Below are 17,371 nucleotides of genomic sequence, written 5' to 3' on the forward strand. Positions count from 1 at the left end.
CGGGATCAGCGCACATTTTTATTCGTCGCGGTGGTTGTAGGGTGCGCATTCATGCGCACCTGGTTTTGCCCGTGCACCCGAAATTATGCGCGCCAGGCTTAACACCCGCCGCGGTTACGGACGGTACACCTTCACGTTCTTAAAGCCCTGCTCATGCAGATACAACGCCTGCAACCGGCTCATCACGCCGCGATCGCAGTACAGCAACCAGGTTCTGCTCTGATCGAGATCGCCGAACTGGGTGCTCAGCTTATAGAACGGCAGCGATTTCACTTCCACGCCGGTCAGCGCCAGCGGCTTGTCGTCCTGTTCATCAATCGAACGGATATCCAGCACCACATCGTTGCCGCTGAATGACGCCACGGTTTCCACTTCCACCACTTCTTCTTCCGTCTGCTCCGCGATTTCACGGATATCGACGTTGCTGGCTTCCTGCACCACGCGCTGCAGAATGTCGAAATCGAAGTTCTGCTCTTCGGCTTCGATCTTCGCTTTCACTGCCTTCACTGTGGGGCTTTTCGAAATCACGCCGCAGTACTCCGGCATGGTGCGGGCAAAGTCTTCGGTGCCGATCTGACGCGCAATATTGATGATGTGCTCTTTATCGTGCGAGATCAGCGGGCGCAGAATCAGCGTGTCGGACGCGTTATCAATCAAACGCAGGTTAGTCAGCGTCTGGCTGGAGACCTGGCCCAGCGCCTCACCGGTCAGCAGCGCCTGCACGCCGTATCGCTCAGCCACCATCGACGCCGCACGCACCATCATGCGCTTCAGCACCACGCCCATCTGGCCGTCATCAACTTTTTCCAGAATCTCGCCCACCACCGGCTCAAAATTGATGGCGACAAAACGCACGCGATGTGAACGGCCAAAACGCTGCCACAGATAGTGCGCCACCTGACGCACGCCGATTTCATGCGCCGCGCCGCCGAGGTTAAAGAAGCAGTAGTGAACACGACAGCCGCGGCGCATCAGCATATAGCTGGAGACGCCGGAGTCAAAGCCGCCGGAAATCAGCGACAGCACATCTTCCTGGGTGCCGATCGGGAAGCCGCCCAAGCCTTCATAGCGGCCGGTAATCAACAGCAGGCGATCGTCTTCAATCTCCAGATTCACCGTCACATCCGGGTGATTCAGCTGCACGCGTGCGCTTTCAATGTGCTGATTGAGACCGCCGCCGACGTAGCGCTCCACATCCTGCGAGCTAAAGCTGTGCTTGCCGCGACGCTTCACGCGCACGCAGAAGCTTTTGCCTTCCAGCCGCTCGCGGTTGAGCGCCAGCGTCTGCTCGAAGATATCGTGCATGTCGGTATAGGCGCGGTCTTCGACCGCCAGCACATGGTGGATACCGGGAATGCGCGTCAGCTCTTCCGTGACGGTGGCACGCAGCGCTTCCTTCTTCGCGCGCACTTCGATGTGATCCCAGTGGCGCACAACGGCGATCTCTTCGTCGAGGGTGCGCAGGGTGTTACGGATGTTACCGGTCAGAATTTTGATAAAGCGCAGGCGCACCGACTGACTTTTGATGGTGATTTCAGGGAAGAGCTTGATGATAAACTTCATGGCGACACAGCTTCGTTGGGCAAATAAGTGCTAAAATCATCAACACTTAGCTGGTAAAATCATATAATTGCGGGTTAGCATCAGCCACCGCATCCGAGGCGCGCAAGTATATCACCTTTGTCGGATGACTGCTGTAAGCAACCTTCGCCGCATTGATTATTTTGCTAATCAATGCCCGTCGGCTACCATGACCGATTGCAACATAATGTCCCAACCTGTGAGTCGACACTCATTATGCCGAAAAAAGCCGAAGCGCCCGTGAGTTTTGAAAACGCACTACAGCAGCTGGAACAGATTGTCAGCCGTCTGGAGAGTGGCGAACTGCCGCTGGAAGAGGCTCTGAATGAATTCGAGCGCGGCGTACAGCTGGCACGCAGCGGCCAGCAAACCCTGCAGGCGGCGGAACAGCGCGTGCAGATTCTGCTGAACGACGACAAAGACGCCCCGCTCGCCCCTTTCACGCCGGAAAATGAGTAATGGATTTCGTGCAACTGCAGCGCGCCTACCATGAGCGTGTGAACCAAGCGTTGACGCGCTTAATAGATCCACTTCCTTTTCAGAGTTCTCCTCTGGTGAACGCCATGCAATATGGGGCACTATTAGGCGGTAAGCGCCTGCGCCCGTTTCTGGTGTATGCCACTGGCGAGATGCTGCGCGCCGAGGCGGCCAGCCTGGATGCCCCTGCCGCAGCGGTGGAGTGCATTCACGCTTACTCATTGATTCATGATGACCTGCCGGCGATGGACGACGATGCGTTACGTCGCGGGCAGCCAACCTGCCATATCAAATATGGCGAAGACACGGCGATTCTGGCCGGCGATGCCCTGCAAACCCTAGCGTTTACCATTCTTGCGGACCAGCCGATGCCCGGCGTAAGCCCGCAGGATCGAATTGCCATGATTTCCGAACTGGCGCAGGCCAGCGGCGTGGCCGGCATGTGCTGTGGCCAGGCGCTGGATTTAGCCGCCGAAGGCAAATCCGTGGACCTGAACCAGCTGGAGCAGATCCATCGCCATAAAACCGGCGCGCTGATCCGCGCCGCCGTGCGTCTCGGCGCCCTCACTGCGGGCGCAGCGGGCCGCGATGCGCTGCCGCAGCTGGATATCTACGCCAACGCCATCGGACTGGCGTTTCAGGTGCAGGATGACATCCTCGATGTGGTCGGCGATACCGCCGTTCTGGGCAAAACCCAGGGAGCCGATCAGGCGCTGGGGAAAAGCACTTACCCGGCGCTGCTGGGACTGGATAACGCGCGGGCCAAAGCGCAGGATCTCTATCGCGAAGCACTGGGCGCGCTGGAGGTGCTGGCGGCACAGTCGTACGACACGTCCGCTCTGCAGGCGCTGGCCAGCTTTATAATTGAACGCGATAAATAACTTATATAATGAGTCTCTGATGAGTTTTGATATTGCAAAATACCCGACACTGGCGTTAGCAGGCACGGTTCAGGAATTACGTTTACTGCCTAAAGAAAAACTTCCGGACCTGTGCGACGAGCTGCGTCAGTATCTGCTGGACAGCGTGAGCCGCTCGTCCGGTCACTTTGCTTCGGGTCTGGGCGTCGTCGAGCTGACCGTCGCGTTGCATTATGTGTACAACACCCCGTTTGATCATCTGGTGTGGGACGTCGGTCATCAGGCCTATCCGCACAAGATTCTGACCGGCCGCCGCGACCGCATCGGCACTATCCGCCAGAAAAATGGCCTGCACCCATTCCCGTGGCGCGGCGAAAGCGAATATGACGTGCTGAGCGTGGGCCACTCGTCGACGTCCATCAGCGCTGGTCTTGGCATAGCCGTGGCCGCCGAACGCGAAGGAAAAGGTCGCCGCACCGCCTGCATTATTGGCGACGGCGCGATTACCGCGGGCATGGCGTTTGAAGCGATGAACCACGCCGGTGATATCAAGCCGGACATGCTGGTGATCCTCAATGACAACGAAATGTCGATCTCTGAGAACGTGGGCGCGCTGAACAATCGCCTGGCGCAGATTCTCTCGGGGAAAACCTATTCACGCCTGCGCGAAGGCGGCAAGCGCGTGCTGGGCGGGCTGCCACCGATCAAAGAGCTGGTGAAGCGCACCGAAGAGCACCTGAAAGGCATGGTGGTGCCGGGCACGCTGTTTGAGGAGCTGGGCTTTAACTATATCGGTCCGGTCGACGGTCACGATGTGCTGACGCTGGTCAGCACGCTGAAGAATATGCGCGATCTGAAAGGGCCGCAGTTCCTGCACATCATGACCAAAAAGGGCAAAGGCTACGCGCCGGCGGAAGAAGATCCGATTACTTGGCACGCGGTGCCAAAATTCGATCCGGCCAGCGGCTCGCTGCCGAAAAGCGCGCCGGGCCTGCCGAGCTACTCGAAAATTTTTGGTAACTGGCTGAGCGAGATGGCCGCCGACGATGCGCGGCTGATGGCCGTGACGCCGGCCATGCGCGAAGGCTCCGGCATGGTGAGCTACTCGCGTGATTATCCGCAGCAGTATTTTGACGTGGCGATCGCCGAGCAGCATGCGGTGACGTTCGCCGCGGGCATGGCAATCGGCGGTTACAAGCCGGTGGTGGCGATTTACTCCACCTTCCTGCAGCGCGCCTACGATCAGGTGATTCATGACGTGGCAATTCAGGAATTGCCGGTACTGTTTGCTATCGATCGCGGCGGTATCGTGGGTGCCGACGGCCAGACGCACCAGGGTGCGTTTGATATCGCCTATCTGCGCTGTGTGCCGGGCATGGTGATCATGACGCCAAGCGATGAAAACGAGTGTCGTCAGATGCTTTACACCGGCTACCACTATCAGGATGGCCCGAGCGCGGTGCGCTACCCGCGCGGCACCGGCACCGGCGCCACGCTGGAACCGCTGGCCAGCCTGCCGCTTGGCAAAGGGGTCATCAGGCGTCGCGGCGAGCAGCTGACAATCCTCAACTTTGGTACTCTGCTGCCGGAAGCGCAGGCCGCCGCCGACGCGCTCAACGCCACGCTGGTCGACATGCGCTTTGTTAAGCCGCTGGATGAAACCCTGATTAGCGAGATGGCGGCCAGCCACGACGCGCTGATTACGCTGGAAGAAGGCGCGATCAAAGGCGGTGCCGGCAGCGGCGTCAACGAATACGTGATGGCGAAACGCTTGCGCGTGCCGGTGCTTAACCTTGGCCTACCGGATGAGTTCATTCCACAGGGGACGCAGGAAGAAGTGCGTCAGGATTATCAGCTGGACGCCGCAGGCATCCAGCAGCAAATCGCCGCCTGGCTGGCGCAGTAACCGCCCTTCCCCGCTCCTGCTGCTATGCTTGAGGGTAAAACCCCACGCATAAGAGCAGGAGCCCTTCATGAAAACCGTTCGTTTAGGCCAGACCGATCTGCAGGTTTCACGTCTCTGTTTAGGCTGTATGACCTATGGCGATCCGCTGCGCGGTAACCCGGAAGAGAGCAGCCGACCGCTGATTAAGCAGGCGCTGGACGCGGGCATCAACTTTTTCGACACCGCTAACAGCTACTCCGACGGCAGCAGTGAGGAGATCCTCGGCCGCGCGCTCAAAGATTACGCGCAGCGCGATCAGGTGGTAGTGGCGACCAATGATGCCGGAATCCAGCTCTTTGATTTTCAGGTGATGGGGATTGTCAGTGATGTCGGCCGTGGTCGCGGCAATGCCGACGCCCGGTTTGAGTTTGATCAGCCCCTGTTGCTGCAGCAGCACCAGACCGCGCGCCTCGTTCGACGGATCGTTAGGCACGCCGATTACCGCTCCCTCTTTCAGACCGGCGGCGCTTTTCACTTTCTTCGAATAGAGACCGATCGGCCAGACGGCGGTATCGCCGACGCGCACGATATCGTAATGGTTGACCTTGATTTGATTATTCAGGAACGGCTGATGCTGGAAGGCATTGGCATCTACTTCACCATTCTGTAACGCTTCGTTGGGCTGGTTATAATCATTGAAAATCACGGTTTTCACCGTCAGCCCTTTCGCGGCGGCCTGCTTTATCACTTCACGCCAGACGTCTTCGTCCTCGCCGCTCATGATGCCGACCTTCACCGCGGTTTTATCCGCCGCCTGCGCCACAGAAAACGGCGCGACCACGCTGCCGGCAACCAGTAACGCACCGACGGTTAACAACAATTTATTTTTGGCTGATGCAAAGCGTGTGTGCATAAATTATTTCCTGAGTGTTATTATTACGCGAGTCAAAATAAGCTGCCGTGATCGACAGATACGCACAGTATACGCAGTTGCTTATTCCAGCATTATGATTTATCCGGGAATGCTATTCCTGAAATGAATAAATCCATGCCGCCGCTCATCGCGCCAAAAGGCCCCGGGCGGCTGTGCTACCATGCCTGTTTGATTGACCGTTATTGAGCGCTATGTCGGATACCACACCCAAACGTAAAAATGACCCGGAAGGGTTGAAAAAACGCATCCTCGCGGGTGCGCTGCAAACCTTCGCCGAATACGGTATGCAGGGCGCGCGAATGGAGCAGATTGCTGAACTGGCACAGACCACCAAGCGCATCGTGGTGTATCACTTCATCAACAAAGAGAAGCTGTATATTGAGGTGCTGGAGCAGGTGTATCAGGCGATCCGCTAGCATGAAACCGGCCTGAATCTTACTACGCTGGAGCCGGAAGAGGCGATGATCAAACTGGTGGAAGCCAGTTTTGACTATCACGTCACGCATCCCGATTTTATGCGCCTGGTGTGTACAGAAAACCTGCTGCGCGGGCGTTACATCATGCAGTCTGAGCGCATCAAAGCGATGAACAAAAGTACCCTCGATTTGCTGGATGACATCCTGTCTCGTGGCCAGCGTCAGGGCATCTTTATCGACGGCCTGGATACCGTGGACGTACACCGCCTGCTCAGCAGTATTTGTGTGCATCACGTCTCCAACCGCTACACCTTCCACACGCTGTTTACCCCCCACGACAGTGAAGAGGACAGTATTCGCCGCAACCGTCAGCTGGCGGTGACGGCCACGCTACGCTATATCCGCAAAGCCCCGTAATCTGCGGGTTCGCTGTGATGGTCTACGCTTGATCAAATAAACGGGACCGTGACAGACCTCAGATTAAGGAACGCTGTAGTGAAGAAAGATGCTCTCCTCTATCCGTTACGCAACACGCAAAATACCGATGACACGCCTGCGCTCTGGAACTGGGCGCAGAATTCGGTAGTTGGCCAGCGCCAGCAGTTGCATCAGCCGCGCAGTGAAGCCAAGCTGCAACAGCTGTTGCGCGACTCGCACGGCAAAGTGCGCGTGCTCGGCAGCCGCCTGTCGCCCGGTCGCATGCTGTGCGTACAGCCGCAGGACGTACTGCTGGATCTCAGTGCGCTGTGCGGCATCCTCGCTCAGGATGAAGAGAGCGTAACGTTTGCCGCGGGCACCCCGCTGCAGCAGGTGTATGACAGCCTGACAGAGAGGGATCGCATGCTCGCCTCCTCCCCCGGCGTAATTGCGGTGCAGACGCTGGCAGGCGCGCTGGCAACCGGCACCCACGGTCAGGGCCTGGCACAAAGTTCGCTGGCGGACGAAGCGCTGCATATCCGCATGGTGCTGGCCGATGGCAGCGTGCGCGAGTTTCAGCGCGGCGACGCCGATTTCCCGGCGGCGATGGTTTCGCTTGGCGCGCTCGGCATCGTCACCGCCATTACATTGCGCACTCAGCCATTTCGCCTGTTTACCTGCCATAAATTCGCGGCGTCTGCCGATTCACTGGAACAACATTTGCTGATGTGGAATGAGCAGCACGAACTCAGCAAAGCCTGGTGGTTTGTCGATGACAACCTGATGCATGTCTGGAACGCCGATGTCGCCAGTGCCGAGGATAGCCAGCCGTGGCACGACCGTCAGCGCGAAGTGATTGAGCATGGCGATCAGGCTGACAGCAGCCTGAACGACACCATTGATCAGACGCTGGAACACATGCATCGCGACACGCAGATTCACGGCAAAGGCGGCAAACAGTTCCGTACCGTCACCCGCTTCCGTGATTTCACCGACATCAGCGGCGATATCTACCAGCTGTTTTGTCGTGGCATCGCCGTACCGCAGATCAACGTTGAAATTGGCGTGCCGCTGGCCAAAACGCCGGAAATTATCAGCAAGATCAAAGCTTGGTACGCACAGAATCGTCCGCACATGCATTATCCCATAATCCTGTGCTGCACCGGCGCTTCACAGGCGTGGATGAGCCCGGCGCATCAGCAGCCGACCTGCTTTTTTGGCTTCGTGGTGTATTACGCGGATGACGGCTCACTGTCGCAGGACGGACTGCATTTCCTCACCGAAGTGGAAAAACTGCTGGCTGCAGAAGGCGGACGTCCGCACTGGGGGGAAATATTACGATCCGCAGCGCTATCAGTGGCGCGCCATCTATCCGCAGTGGGATGCGTTTCGTGCGGTGCGTGAACAGCTGGATCCGACGCACCGCTTTAGCAATGACTATGTCACGGCTTTGTTTGATTGATTGAGTTTGATGGGGAGAATCTATGTACGCCTGGCTAACGCTGTTAACGCAGCCGGAATATTATGTCGGGGTGAAAGCGCTGCACCGCTCACTAAAACGCAGCGAAACGCGCTGGCCGCTGATTGTGATGGTCACCGATGCCATCGACCTGACGATACGCGAAGCATTACAGGCGCTGGGCTGTGTGATCCATCCGGTCCAGCCGCTGATGCCGGACGCCGCGCTGGAGCAGCATTATGCCTCGGCACAGTTTGGTGAAGTGTGGAGCAAGCTGCGCGCCTGGGCGCTGACCGGCTGCGAGCGCGTAGTGTTTCTTGATGCCGATATGCTTGTGCTGCGCAACATGGATGAGCTGTTTACGCTCGATCTCGGCAAGCATGCGCTGGCGGCCTGTCACGCCTGCCGCTGCAACCCGAATCAAATCGCCAGCTATCCTGACAGCTGGCAGCCGGAGCATTGTCACTACACTTGGCAGGCGCGCGGTGAGACGCCTCCCGCCGATCTTGATAACTATCTCAACGGCGGCTTTTTGGTGCTGCAGCCGGATCAGGCGGTATTCGACTGGCTGCAGCAGAAAGTGGCTGAGATTGACGACCTGCGCCGCTATCCGTTCTCCGAACAGGATTTGCTCAATGAAGTGTTTGCCGGACGCTGGCTGCCGCTGCCGTACATTTACAACGCGCTGAAAACCCTGCAGTTCCAGCATGCCGGCTTATGGCAAGACGATGAGGTGAAGAATCTGCACTACATTCTCGCCAAACCGTGGAAGCGTGACCTGAACCAGCCAGAGGCGCAGCGCGACCGTTATTACGCGCTGGATAAGCTGTGGTGGGAGCTGGGCGCGGATTAATGGCTGTTAACGGGGCAAAAGCCTTTGCCGCGTTTCGTAGGGTGCGCATTTATGCGCACTGTCGCTTAACGCCAGCCGAGCTCTGGCGCGACGTGGGTCAGAATGCTGTCGATCACGTGCGCACAATAATCCACGCCAAGCTGATTAGGGATGGTCAGTAACAAGGTATCGGCTTTCGCAATCGCTTCATCCTGCGCCAGCTGTTTGATTAGCTGCTCCGGCTCTGCGGCATAGCTACGACCAAAGATGGCGCGGGTTTTCTCATCGAGGAACCCGACGGAATCCTGCTCCTGTCCGCCGCGACCGAAGTAAGCGCGGTCGGTGTCGTTCATCAGGGCAAAAATACTGCGGCTGACCGACACGCGCGGCGCACGCTGATGCCCTGCCGCCTGCCAAGCTTCTTTATAGGCGCGAATCTGCTTCGCCTGCTGCACATGGAACGGTTCGCCGGTCTCGTCATCCTTCAGCGTCGAGCTCTGCAAATTCATTCCCAGCTGGGCCGCCCAGATTGATGTGGCGTTCGAGCCGGAGCCCCACCAGATACGCTCGCGCAGGCCTTCGGAATAGGGCTCCAGGCGCAGCAGTCCCGGTGGATTCGGAAACATCGGCTGCGGATTGGGTTTGGCAAACCCTTCGCCGCGCAGCACTTCCAGCAGCTCTTCGGTGTGACGACGTCCCATATCCGCATCGGTTTCCCCTTCGCGCGGATTAAAGCCAAAGTAGCGGTAGCCTTCAATCACCTGCTCCGGCGAGCCACAACTCAGGCCCAGCTGCAAACGGCCGTTGGCGATCAGGTCCGCTGCCCCGGCATCTTCCGCCATATACAGCGGATTTTCGTAACGCATGTCGATCACACAGGTACCAATCTCGATGCGGCTGGTTTTGGCACCGACCGCCGCTAGCAGCGGAAACGGTGAACTCAGCTGGCGCGCAGTTGGCTATGGCGCAGCGAATTGCCGACCTGGCTGTTAATCATTACCGTTTATAGCGGCTGGTTCGCCAGCGTACTGTACTGGCAGACGCTGGGCCTGCCCCTCGCCACGCTGCTGGTGATCCTGTTCACCACCTGGTATTTATCGCTGCAGCATGAGCTGATTCATGGCCATCCGACGCGCCTGCCGCGCCTTAATCAGCTGTTTGGCACGCTGCCGCTGGCGGTGTGGTATCCGTATGGTCTGTACCGGGATTCGCACCTGGCGCATCACCGCAACCACACCCTGACCGATCCACATGATGATCCGGAAACCTATTATCTGTCGCCGGCGCACTGGGCACGGCTCAAACCCTGGCAGCAGCGCGTTATCCATCTGCGCAACACCTTTCCGGGACGTCTGCTGCTGGGACCGCTGCTGGATATCCTCGCCACGCTACGCGCGCTGACGCAAAGCGTGGTGCAGCGCGACGTGCCGGCGATGATGATGTGGCTGGTGCACCTGCTACTACTGGCCGGACTGTTTTACTGGCTCAGCCTGCGCGGCTTTTCCCCGCTGTGGCTGGTGCTGGCGGTGAGCTATCCGGCGCTGATGCTGACCAAAGTGCGCTCATTTTATGAACATCGTGCCGATGAGGCGCCGCTGGCGCGCTCGGTGAATAACGAAGCCGCCTGGCCGTGGCGTCTGCTGTTACTGAATCTCAACTATCATTCTGTACATCACGATCTGCCCGGTTTACCCTGGTATGGTCTGCGCAAAGTCTATTTGCTCTACCGCGACGGCTACTATCAGCGTAATCAGGGTTTTCGCGTTGCCGGTTACGGCGAATGGATGAAGCGCTTCTGGCGTCAGCCGATCAACGTTAACGCCCACCCGGGACACCACAAGGACGCACAGAATGCACATCATCTCTTTACCGATGTACGACATCGACCACCCGAGCACGCTGGCCATGACCTCAGTGCTGACGCGGCTGCTGGCGAAGCGCGGCGTGCAGGCTGAGGTGCAGTGGCACGACGACCTGCTGCCACACTGGCGTGATGACAATCTGCTGCTGAGTCAGACCTGCGGTTATCCGCTGGTCGCGCTGTTGCCTGACGTGCAACTGGTGGGCACGTTTCAGTTCAATGCGCCTGGCTACCATGACCTGCGCTATCGCAGCTGGCTGGTGGCGCGGCAGGAAGATGAGAACCTGAGCCTAGCCGATTTCCGCGGCCGTCGCGCAGTGTGCAACAGCAATGACTCACACTCCCCGTATACAATTCGCTGCGCTACGTGGTTGCGCCGCTGGTCCAGGACGGCAAATTCTTCGCCACTACCCGGTTCAGCGGCAGCCACCGCCAGTCGCTGGCCGCGCTGCGCGCCGGACAGGCCGACCTCGCCGCCATTGATTGCATTACTTGGGCGCTGCTGCGCAAATACCGGCCGCAGGAGCTGCAGGGGGGTAGCCATCATCGGTGAAACCCCGCTGTGTGCCGCGCTGTCGCTGATAACCTCGGCGAAAACCGACAGTCTGCTGCTGGAAAAGCTGCGCAGCACGCTGTTTGAGCTGGCCAATGTGGAGGATTACAAGGATGTGATGAAGGCCAATCTGCTGGCGGGCTTTTCCGTACCGCAGCGCGACTGGTTTGACGAGGTTAAACGCTGGGAAGATGACGCCGCCGCGCTGAGCGTGACGGCGCTGTAAATAAAGCACTAACCGGCGGCATCCCTGCCACCAGCGGGCTTACTGCGCGCGAGCCGCGATAATCGCCTCCGCGACGTTACGCGGTGCTTCGGCGTAGTGGGCAAACTCCATGCTGTAAGTGGCGCGACCCTGAGACATCGAGCGTAGCGTGGTGGCGTAGCCAAACATCTCGGCCAGCGGCACTTCAGCACGGATAATGCGCGCGCCGAAACGCTCGTCCATGCCCTGCAGCGTGCCGCGCCGGGATGACAAATCGCCCATCACGCCGCCGGCGTACTCTTCCGGCGTCTCCACTTCCACCTGCATCACCGGCTCAAGTATGACCGGATCGGCCTGCTTTGCTGCCGCTTTGAAGCCAAAGATCGCCGCCATGCGGAACGCCATCTCCGACGAGTCAACGTCTTGATAAGAGCCAAACGTCAGCGTGGCTTTGATGTCGACCACCGGATAACCGGCCAACACGCCGCTGTTGAGCGCTTCGCGAATGCCCTTCTCCACCGAAGGAATGAATTCGCGCGGCACCACGCCGCCTTTGGTCGCGTCTTCAAAGGCGAAACCGGTTCCGGCCGCCTGCGGCTCCAGCGTCAGCACCACATGACCATACTGGCCCTTACCGCCCGACTGACGCACAAATTTCCCTTCCACCTCGCGCACCGTTTTGCGGATGGTTTCGCGTTAGGTTACCTGTGGCCGGCCAATATTGGCCTCAACGCCGAACTCGCGTTTCAGACGGTCTGACGATGATCTCCAGATGCAGTTCGCCCATGCCGGAAATGATGGTCTGACCGGACTCCTCATCGGTGTGCAGCCGGAACGACGGATCCTCTGCCGCCAGCCGCTGCAGCGCCAGCCCCATTTTTTCCTGATCGCCTTTGGTCTTTGGCTCAATCGACAGCGAAATCACCGGATCGGGAAACTCCATGCGCTCCAGCGCGATTACCGCATTGGGATCGCACAGCGTTTCGCCGGTGGTGACCTCTTTCAGCCCGACGCAGGCGGCAATATCGCCGGCGCGGATCTCATCAATTTCGATGCGATCGTTAGCCTGCATCTGCACGATACGTGCCAATACGCTCTTTACGCCCTTTCACCGCGTTCCACACGCTGTCACCCTTACGCAGCACGCCAGAATAGACGCGCACAAAGGTCAGCTGACCGACGTAAGGATCGCTCATCAGCTTGAACGCCAGCGCCGAGAAAGGTTCATCATCGTCAGCATGGCGTTCGTCGTGTTCGCCGCGCTCGTTGATACCGGCGACCGGCGGCACGTTGAGCGGCGAAGGCATCAGTTCGATGACCGCATCAAGCATGCGCTGCACCCCTTTGTTTTTAAAGGCGCTGCCGCACAGCATCGGCTGGATTTCGCCCGCCAGCGTGCGCTGCCGCAGCCCGGCAATTACCTCGTCTTCACTGAGATCGCCCTGCTCCAGATAGCGATCCATCAGCGTTTCGCTGGCTTCTGCCGCTGCCGCCACCATGTTTTCCCGCCACTCCGCCGCCTGTGCCTGCAGCGCGTCCGGAATCGGTGCATAGCTAAAGCTCATGCCCTGGCTGGCGTCGTCCCAGTAAATGGCACGCATTTTGTTGAGATCGATGACCCCGCTGAACTGCTCTTCAGCGCCGATGGGGGGAATGACAATCGGCACCGGATGCGCCTGCAGGCGATCTTTCATCATCTGCACCACGCGGAAAAAGTCCGCGCCCTAGCGGTCCATCTTGTTGACGAACGCAATGCGCGGCACGTGGTATTTATTCGCCTGCCGCCAGACGGTTTCTGACTGCGGCTGAACGCCATCGACCGCGTCGTACACCATCACGGCACCATCCAGCACGCGCATTGAGCGCTCCACTTCAATGGTGAAGTCAACGTGTCCGGGGGGTATCAATGATGTTGATACGGTGCGGCGTGAAGCTGCCGTCCATGCCCGGCCAGTAGCAGCTGACCGCCGCCGAGGTGATGGTAATGCCGCGCTCCTGCTCCTGCGCCATCCAGTCGGTGGTTGCCGCGCCATCGTGCACTTCACCCAGCTTGTGGCTCATTCCGGTGTAAAACAGGATGCGCTCAGTGGTGGTGGTTTTACCGGCATCGATGTGCGCGGAGATGCCGATGTTGCGATAACGTTCGATGGGGAGGGGTCGGGGCATGATGCGTCCTTAGTCTGTTGACGAAAAAAACCGGCAGGCACCATTGCCCGCCGCTGTGCCCCAGCATAAACCCATTGTACGAATGAATACGAACAGTTTGAGCTTTTTTTGCTCATCGCTGAGATTGTCACGGTTTTCCGCATTTGCAGTGTGGCGCAGTGACGCGCAGCGCTTTAAGGTAAGGCTTTCATGCTTAACGGGAAAACAGTCCATGCGTATTCTGATTGTGGGAGCCGGTGCCACCGGCGGGTACTTTGGCGCGCGCCTGGCGCAGGCCGGCCGTGATGTGACCTTTCTGGTGCGCGAGCGCCGCCAGCAGCAGCTGCAACAGACTGGTCTGGTGCTGCAAACGCCGGAAGGCAGCACGGTGCTGCAGCCGCAGCTGGCGCTGGCCTCGACGCTGACCGGTGATTACGATCTGATTATCCTGACGGTGAAAAGCTTTGCGCTGGAACAGGCGATTGAGGACATCGCCCCGGCGGTCGGCGCGCAGACGCTGATCATGCCGATCCTCAATGGCATGCGTCACATTGATACGCTGCGCGCACGTTTCGGTGACAAGGTGATTGGCGGGCTGTGTAAGATTCACGCCACGCTGGGCGAGCACGGCGAAGTGATGCAGCTGTCGCCGCTGCACATGCTTTACTACGGCGCGCTGGACGGCAACAACGATGCCCGTCTGGCGCGCGTGGATGCCGCGCTGCGTGATGCGCAGTTTGATAGTGTGTTCGCCGATAACATTATCAGTGAGCTGTGGGAGAAGTGGCTGCTGCTGAGCACGCTGGGTGCCGTGTGCTGTCTGGCGCGCGGCAATACGCAGCACATCCTGCGTTCAGCCGGTGGTGAAGCGCTGTTACAGGGTATTTTCGCCGAGGTGCTGGCGGTGATCACCGCCGATGGCTACCAACAGCGTCCGGCCGTGACGGCGAAGATTTATGAGACGCTGAATAATCCTGATGCGGCGATGACCTCATCCATGTACCGCGATTTAACCCAGGGCTATGATATCGAAGCCGATCAGATCATCGGCGATTTGCTGGTGCGCGGCGCGCGCCATGCGGTGGCGACCCCACTGCTGAACGCGGTGTATGTGAATTTGCAGGTGTATTTGCAGACGCGTTGATAAGTCCGGTGCGTGGAGGGCCAGGTGCGCATGAATGCGCACCCTGTGATTTGTGCGACATGTCATTGCGGCACCAGCCAGTCGCAGAAACCGTAGCGGCGCGATGCGATCGCGCAATGTGCATGATCGCATCGCGGCCGGTTGCGCAATAAATTGCGCCGCTACGAATAGTGCAAAATATCCTCTTTACCCAATCACATATGCTTTTGGTGACGACTTAACCCAACCGCGACTGCACGCCTGGCAGCTGCATCAGGCGCTGCCAGGCTGCTTCGACCGCGTCGGGTACATCAACGTGACCGAAGAATCCCTTGCCGTTCGGGCCCTAGCCGCTGGCGTCGTCATGCAGGCGCTGCACCTCGCCCATCAGCAGCGACAGAAAACGCTCCACTGACCACAAACCCTGCGGCGGCGCGCCAACGATGCGCAGCATGCCCGCATCCATCATCACCTGCGGCACAAACACCGGCCAGCTGATGAATTCCGGCGCATGCTCGCGATCACGCCACTGCCAGCGGCAGGTTTCCCAGTTGCGGCGCTGCATCAACGGATCCTGCACCAGCAGCACACCCTGCGGCTGCCACTGCTGCTCATCCAGCAGGCGCTGGCTCAGGGCGGCGTTTTCGCCACAGTTGCGTGAGGCGGTTTCCAGCAGCAGCTGATCGTCAGGCAGCTCAGCGAACACGCGCGCCATCTCGCCCAGCAGCTGCGCTTCGCCCTTGCCGGCGGTGTCGATCTGGCGATAGAGCGGATGGCTGGCAATCATCGCGGCCAGCAGCGCTGGTTGAGTGACCGATGCCGCCGCTGATCAGCAAGGGCAGCTGATATTTCTTCGCCAGCGCAATCACCGCTTCGACGTTCGGCAGCACCGCATGTCCGGCAAGTATGGCTAAATCGACCTCCAGCGTGCCGTCCTTTGGCAGCTGATCGAGCGCCAGCCAGGCGGCAATGGTGTTGATATCCTGAATTTGATGGTCATTGAGCTGCATCACTTTCTCCTTGCGTTATCACTGGCAGTGTAACGCCTTAATACCGCGACGGCAGGGAAAAATTTGCTACACTCGCCGCATTCTCATCAGGAGGGATCAATGACAGCGCGTTCCGTAACGCTTGACGATGTCGCCCGGCTGGCAGGCGTCTCCTATCAAACGGTTTCCCGGGTGCTGAACCATTCGGCGCAGGTGTCACCCCGCACCCGCGCGCGGGTGGAAGCCGCGATGCAGCAGCTCAGGTACGTGCCAAACCGGGTCGCGCAGCAGCTGGCCGGCAAGGCCACGCGCACGCTCGGTCTGGCGACCAGCGATCTGGCACTGATGGCGCCGGCGCAGATCGCCTCGGCGATTCAGCAGCGTGCGGCGGCGCAGGGCTATCATCTGGTGATCGCCATGGCCAATGCCACCAGCCACGCGCAGGACACGGTGCATGAATTGCTGGCGCAGCGCGTCGATGCTCTGCTGATCAACCTGCCGCTGGATGCCGCGCAGGCGGCGCAGATTCAGCAGCAGTGCGGCAGCAAACCGACGCTGTTTCTGGATGTGGAGCGCAGCGCTGCCGTGGCGCAGTGTCAGTACCGGAGCGCCAGCGGTGCGCAGCAGGCGGTGGATCATCTGGTGGCGCTCGGCCACCGGCAGATTGGCGTGCTGAACGGGCCTGCCAGCTCCGCGTCAGCGCGGGCGCGATTTAGCGCCTGGCAACAGGCGCTGGCGCGTCATCAGCTGGTGCCGGACTGCGTACTGAGCGGCGACTGGAGCGCAGCGTCCGGCTACTAGGCGCTGCTGACCCGGCTGCCCGACCAGCTGCCGCAGGCGCTGCTGGTAGCCAACGATCAAATAGCGCTGGGCGCGATGCGCGCGCTGCACCAGCATGGCGTACGAATTCCGGCGGAGATGTCGATCATCGGTTACGACGATACGGCGGAGAGCGCGTGGTATCAGCCACCGCTGACCACGGTGCGGCAGGATTTACAGCAGTTAGGCACAGTGAGCGTCGATCGTCTGCTGGCGCAGCTGGAGGGAGACATGCCGGACAGCTCAGCCTCTGGAGACCGAGCTGGTCCTGCGCGCCACCACGGCGGCGCCGTTGCAGCAGCAGGTGGAGCAGGTGGATGTGGCGGAGATTGCGCAGCAGTTACAGTAGCTGGCGCGTGCATTAAAAAGGTCGCCATAAATGGCGACCCTGGAGCAAAACGCGGGTATCAAGCCCGTGAAGCTTACTGCCCTTTCGGTTCGCCCATCGCTTTGAGCTTTTTCGACAGTTCGCGACGCTCTTTCGACAGATCGGCGTTTTTGATGATGTACTCATCCACGCGATCTTCATAATCCACGCGCATGCTGGCGATGATTTCCTGAATCGCTTCCACGCTCATACCAGGTTTGATGTACTCGCTCAGGTTGTCCAGCAGCAACACACGTTTCTGGTTATCACGGATTTTCTTTTCGTTGTCCGTAATTTCGCGCTGCAGTTTGTTTTTACGACGAAACATACGCACAAACTCCAGTACGTTCTGAAATGATTGCTTGGCATTTTCCATGTTGGCATCTTTCTTGTGGCCTGCCGCGGCAGGCAAAATAGTCATAAACCGGGAAGACATTTAGCTTAGCGG

At 59.1% G+C, this 17,371-nt stretch carries 11 protein-coding genes and 7 pseudogenes; 11 read left to right on the plus strand and 7 right to left on the minus strand.

Annotated features, from left to right (window positions below; genetic code table 11):
• Window positions 1-114: 114 nt before the first annotated feature.
• Window positions 115-1,563: a tRNA uracil 4-sulfurtransferase ThiI gene (gene thiI / locus AC6I8M_RS14480; RefSeq protein ID WP_498013475.1), complete on the minus strand. Its 1,449-nt coding sequence runs from the start codon at window positions 1,561-1,563 to the stop codon at window positions 115-117.
• 234 nt (window positions 1,564-1,797) lie between these two features.
• Between thiI and xseB the strand changes: the two genes are divergently transcribed.
• The 4 genes and pseudogenes from xseB to AC6I8M_RS14500 form a co-directional block, all read left to right on the plus strand.
• Window positions 1,798-2,040, plus strand: a complete 243-nt coding sequence (gene xseB, locus AC6I8M_RS14485; protein WP_010618790.1) for an exodeoxyribonuclease VII small subunit — start codon at window positions 1,798-1,800, stop codon at window positions 2,038-2,040.
• Complete coding sequence (ispA, locus tag AC6I8M_RS14490) at window positions 2,040-2,939, plus strand: (2E,6E)-farnesyl diphosphate synthase (protein WP_010618789.1); 900 nt, start codon at window positions 2,040-2,042, stop codon at window positions 2,937-2,939. The genes xseB and ispA overlap by 1 nt, the downstream gene beginning before the upstream one ends.
• A 19-nt stretch (window positions 2,940-2,958) precedes the next feature.
• Entirely contained in the window at window positions 2,959-4,824 is a 1,866-nt protein-coding gene (gene dxs / locus AC6I8M_RS14495; protein WP_010618788.1) for a 1-deoxy-D-xylulose-5-phosphate synthase, read from the plus strand.
• A gap of 67 nt (window positions 4,825-4,891) precedes the next feature.
• Window positions 4,892-5,137, plus strand: a pseudogene (locus tag AC6I8M_RS14500) (aldo/keto reductase); the annotation flags it as partial.
• On the opposite strand, the pseudogene AC6I8M_RS14505 reads toward AC6I8M_RS14500, so the two are convergent.
• A pseudogene (locus AC6I8M_RS14505) lies at window positions 5,132-5,716 on the minus strand (MetQ/NlpA family ABC transporter substrate-binding protein); the annotation flags it as partial. The pseudogenes AC6I8M_RS14500 and AC6I8M_RS14505 overlap by 6 nt on opposite strands.
• Window positions 5,717-5,928: 212 nt before the next feature.
• Between AC6I8M_RS14505 and AC6I8M_RS14510 the strand changes: the two are divergent.
• The 3 genes and pseudogenes from AC6I8M_RS14510 to AC6I8M_RS14520 all read left to right on the plus strand — a co-directional run bounded on the left by AC6I8M_RS14510 (window position 5,929) and on the right by AC6I8M_RS14520 (window position 8,882).
• Window positions 5,929-6,570: pseudogene (locus tag AC6I8M_RS14510) on the plus strand (TetR/AcrR family transcriptional regulator).
• Between the two features lie 78 nt (window positions 6,571-6,648).
• A pseudogene (locus tag AC6I8M_RS14515) lies at window positions 6,649-8,032 on the plus strand (D-arabinono-1,4-lactone oxidase).
• Window positions 8,033-8,054: 22 nt separating this feature from the next.
• Window positions 8,055-8,882: a glycosyltransferase family 8 protein gene (locus AC6I8M_RS14520; RefSeq protein ID WP_498013476.1), complete on the plus strand. Its 828-nt coding sequence runs from the start codon at window positions 8,055-8,057 to the stop codon at window positions 8,880-8,882.
• A 65-nt stretch (window positions 8,883-8,947) separates the two neighbouring features.
• Here the strand turns inward: AC6I8M_RS14520 and AC6I8M_RS14525 are convergent.
• Window positions 8,948-9,814: pseudogene (locus tag AC6I8M_RS14525) on the minus strand (LLM class flavin-dependent oxidoreductase); the annotation flags it as partial.
• On the opposite strand from AC6I8M_RS14525, the gene AC6I8M_RS14530 reads away from it, so the two are divergent.
• Window positions 9,806-10,816, plus strand: a complete 1,011-nt coding sequence (locus AC6I8M_RS14530; protein ID WP_051588498.1) for a fatty acid desaturase — start codon at window positions 9,806-9,808, stop codon at window positions 10,814-10,816. The pseudogene AC6I8M_RS14525 and the gene AC6I8M_RS14530 sit on opposite strands and share 9 nt — an antisense overlap.
• Window positions 10,713-11,501 carry a substrate-binding domain-containing protein gene (locus AC6I8M_RS14535; protein WP_498013477.1) on the plus strand — a complete coding sequence of 263 codons (789 nt, stop codon included), beginning with the start codon at window positions 10,713-10,715 and terminating at the stop codon, window positions 11,499-11,501. Before AC6I8M_RS14530 ends, AC6I8M_RS14535 begins: the two co-directional genes overlap by 104 nt.
• Before the next feature lie 39 nt (window positions 11,502-11,540).
• Here the strand turns inward: AC6I8M_RS14535 and fusA are convergent.
• Window positions 11,541-13,646: pseudogene (gene fusA / locus AC6I8M_RS14540) on the minus strand (elongation factor G).
• Window positions 13,647-13,857: 211 nt separating this feature from the next.
• Here fusA and AC6I8M_RS14545 point away from each other — a divergent pair.
• Entirely contained in the window at window positions 13,858-14,769 is a 912-nt protein-coding gene (locus tag AC6I8M_RS14545) for a ketopantoate reductase family protein (RefSeq protein ID WP_010618885.1), read from the plus strand.
• Window positions 14,770-15,094: 325 nt separating this feature from the next.
• Here the strand turns inward: AC6I8M_RS14545 and AC6I8M_RS14550 are convergent, their stop codons facing one another.
• On the minus strand, window positions 15,095-15,535 hold the full coding sequence (locus tag AC6I8M_RS14550) for a YdcF family protein (protein WP_498013478.1): 441 nt from the start codon (window positions 15,533-15,535) through the stop codon (window positions 15,095-15,097).
• Entirely contained in the window at window positions 15,444-15,758 is a 315-nt protein-coding gene (locus AC6I8M_RS14555; protein ID WP_022549358.1) for a hypothetical protein, read from the minus strand. Before AC6I8M_RS14555 ends, AC6I8M_RS14550 begins: the two co-directional genes overlap by 92 nt.
• A 99-nt stretch (window positions 15,759-15,857) precedes the next feature.
• Here AC6I8M_RS14555 and AC6I8M_RS14560 point away from each other — a divergent pair.
• Window positions 15,858-16,905, plus strand: a pseudogene (locus AC6I8M_RS14560) (LacI family DNA-binding transcriptional regulator).
• A 73-nt stretch (window positions 16,906-16,978) separates the two neighbouring features.
• Here AC6I8M_RS14560 and tmaR read toward each other — a convergent pair.
• Entirely contained in the window at window positions 16,979-17,299 is a 321-nt protein-coding gene (gene tmaR, locus AC6I8M_RS14565) for a PTS system regulator TmaR (RefSeq protein WP_010618883.1), read from the minus strand.
• Window positions 17,300-17,371 lie beyond the last annotated feature (72 nt).

This window comes from Type-A symbiont of Plautia stali (assembly GCF_059731155.1).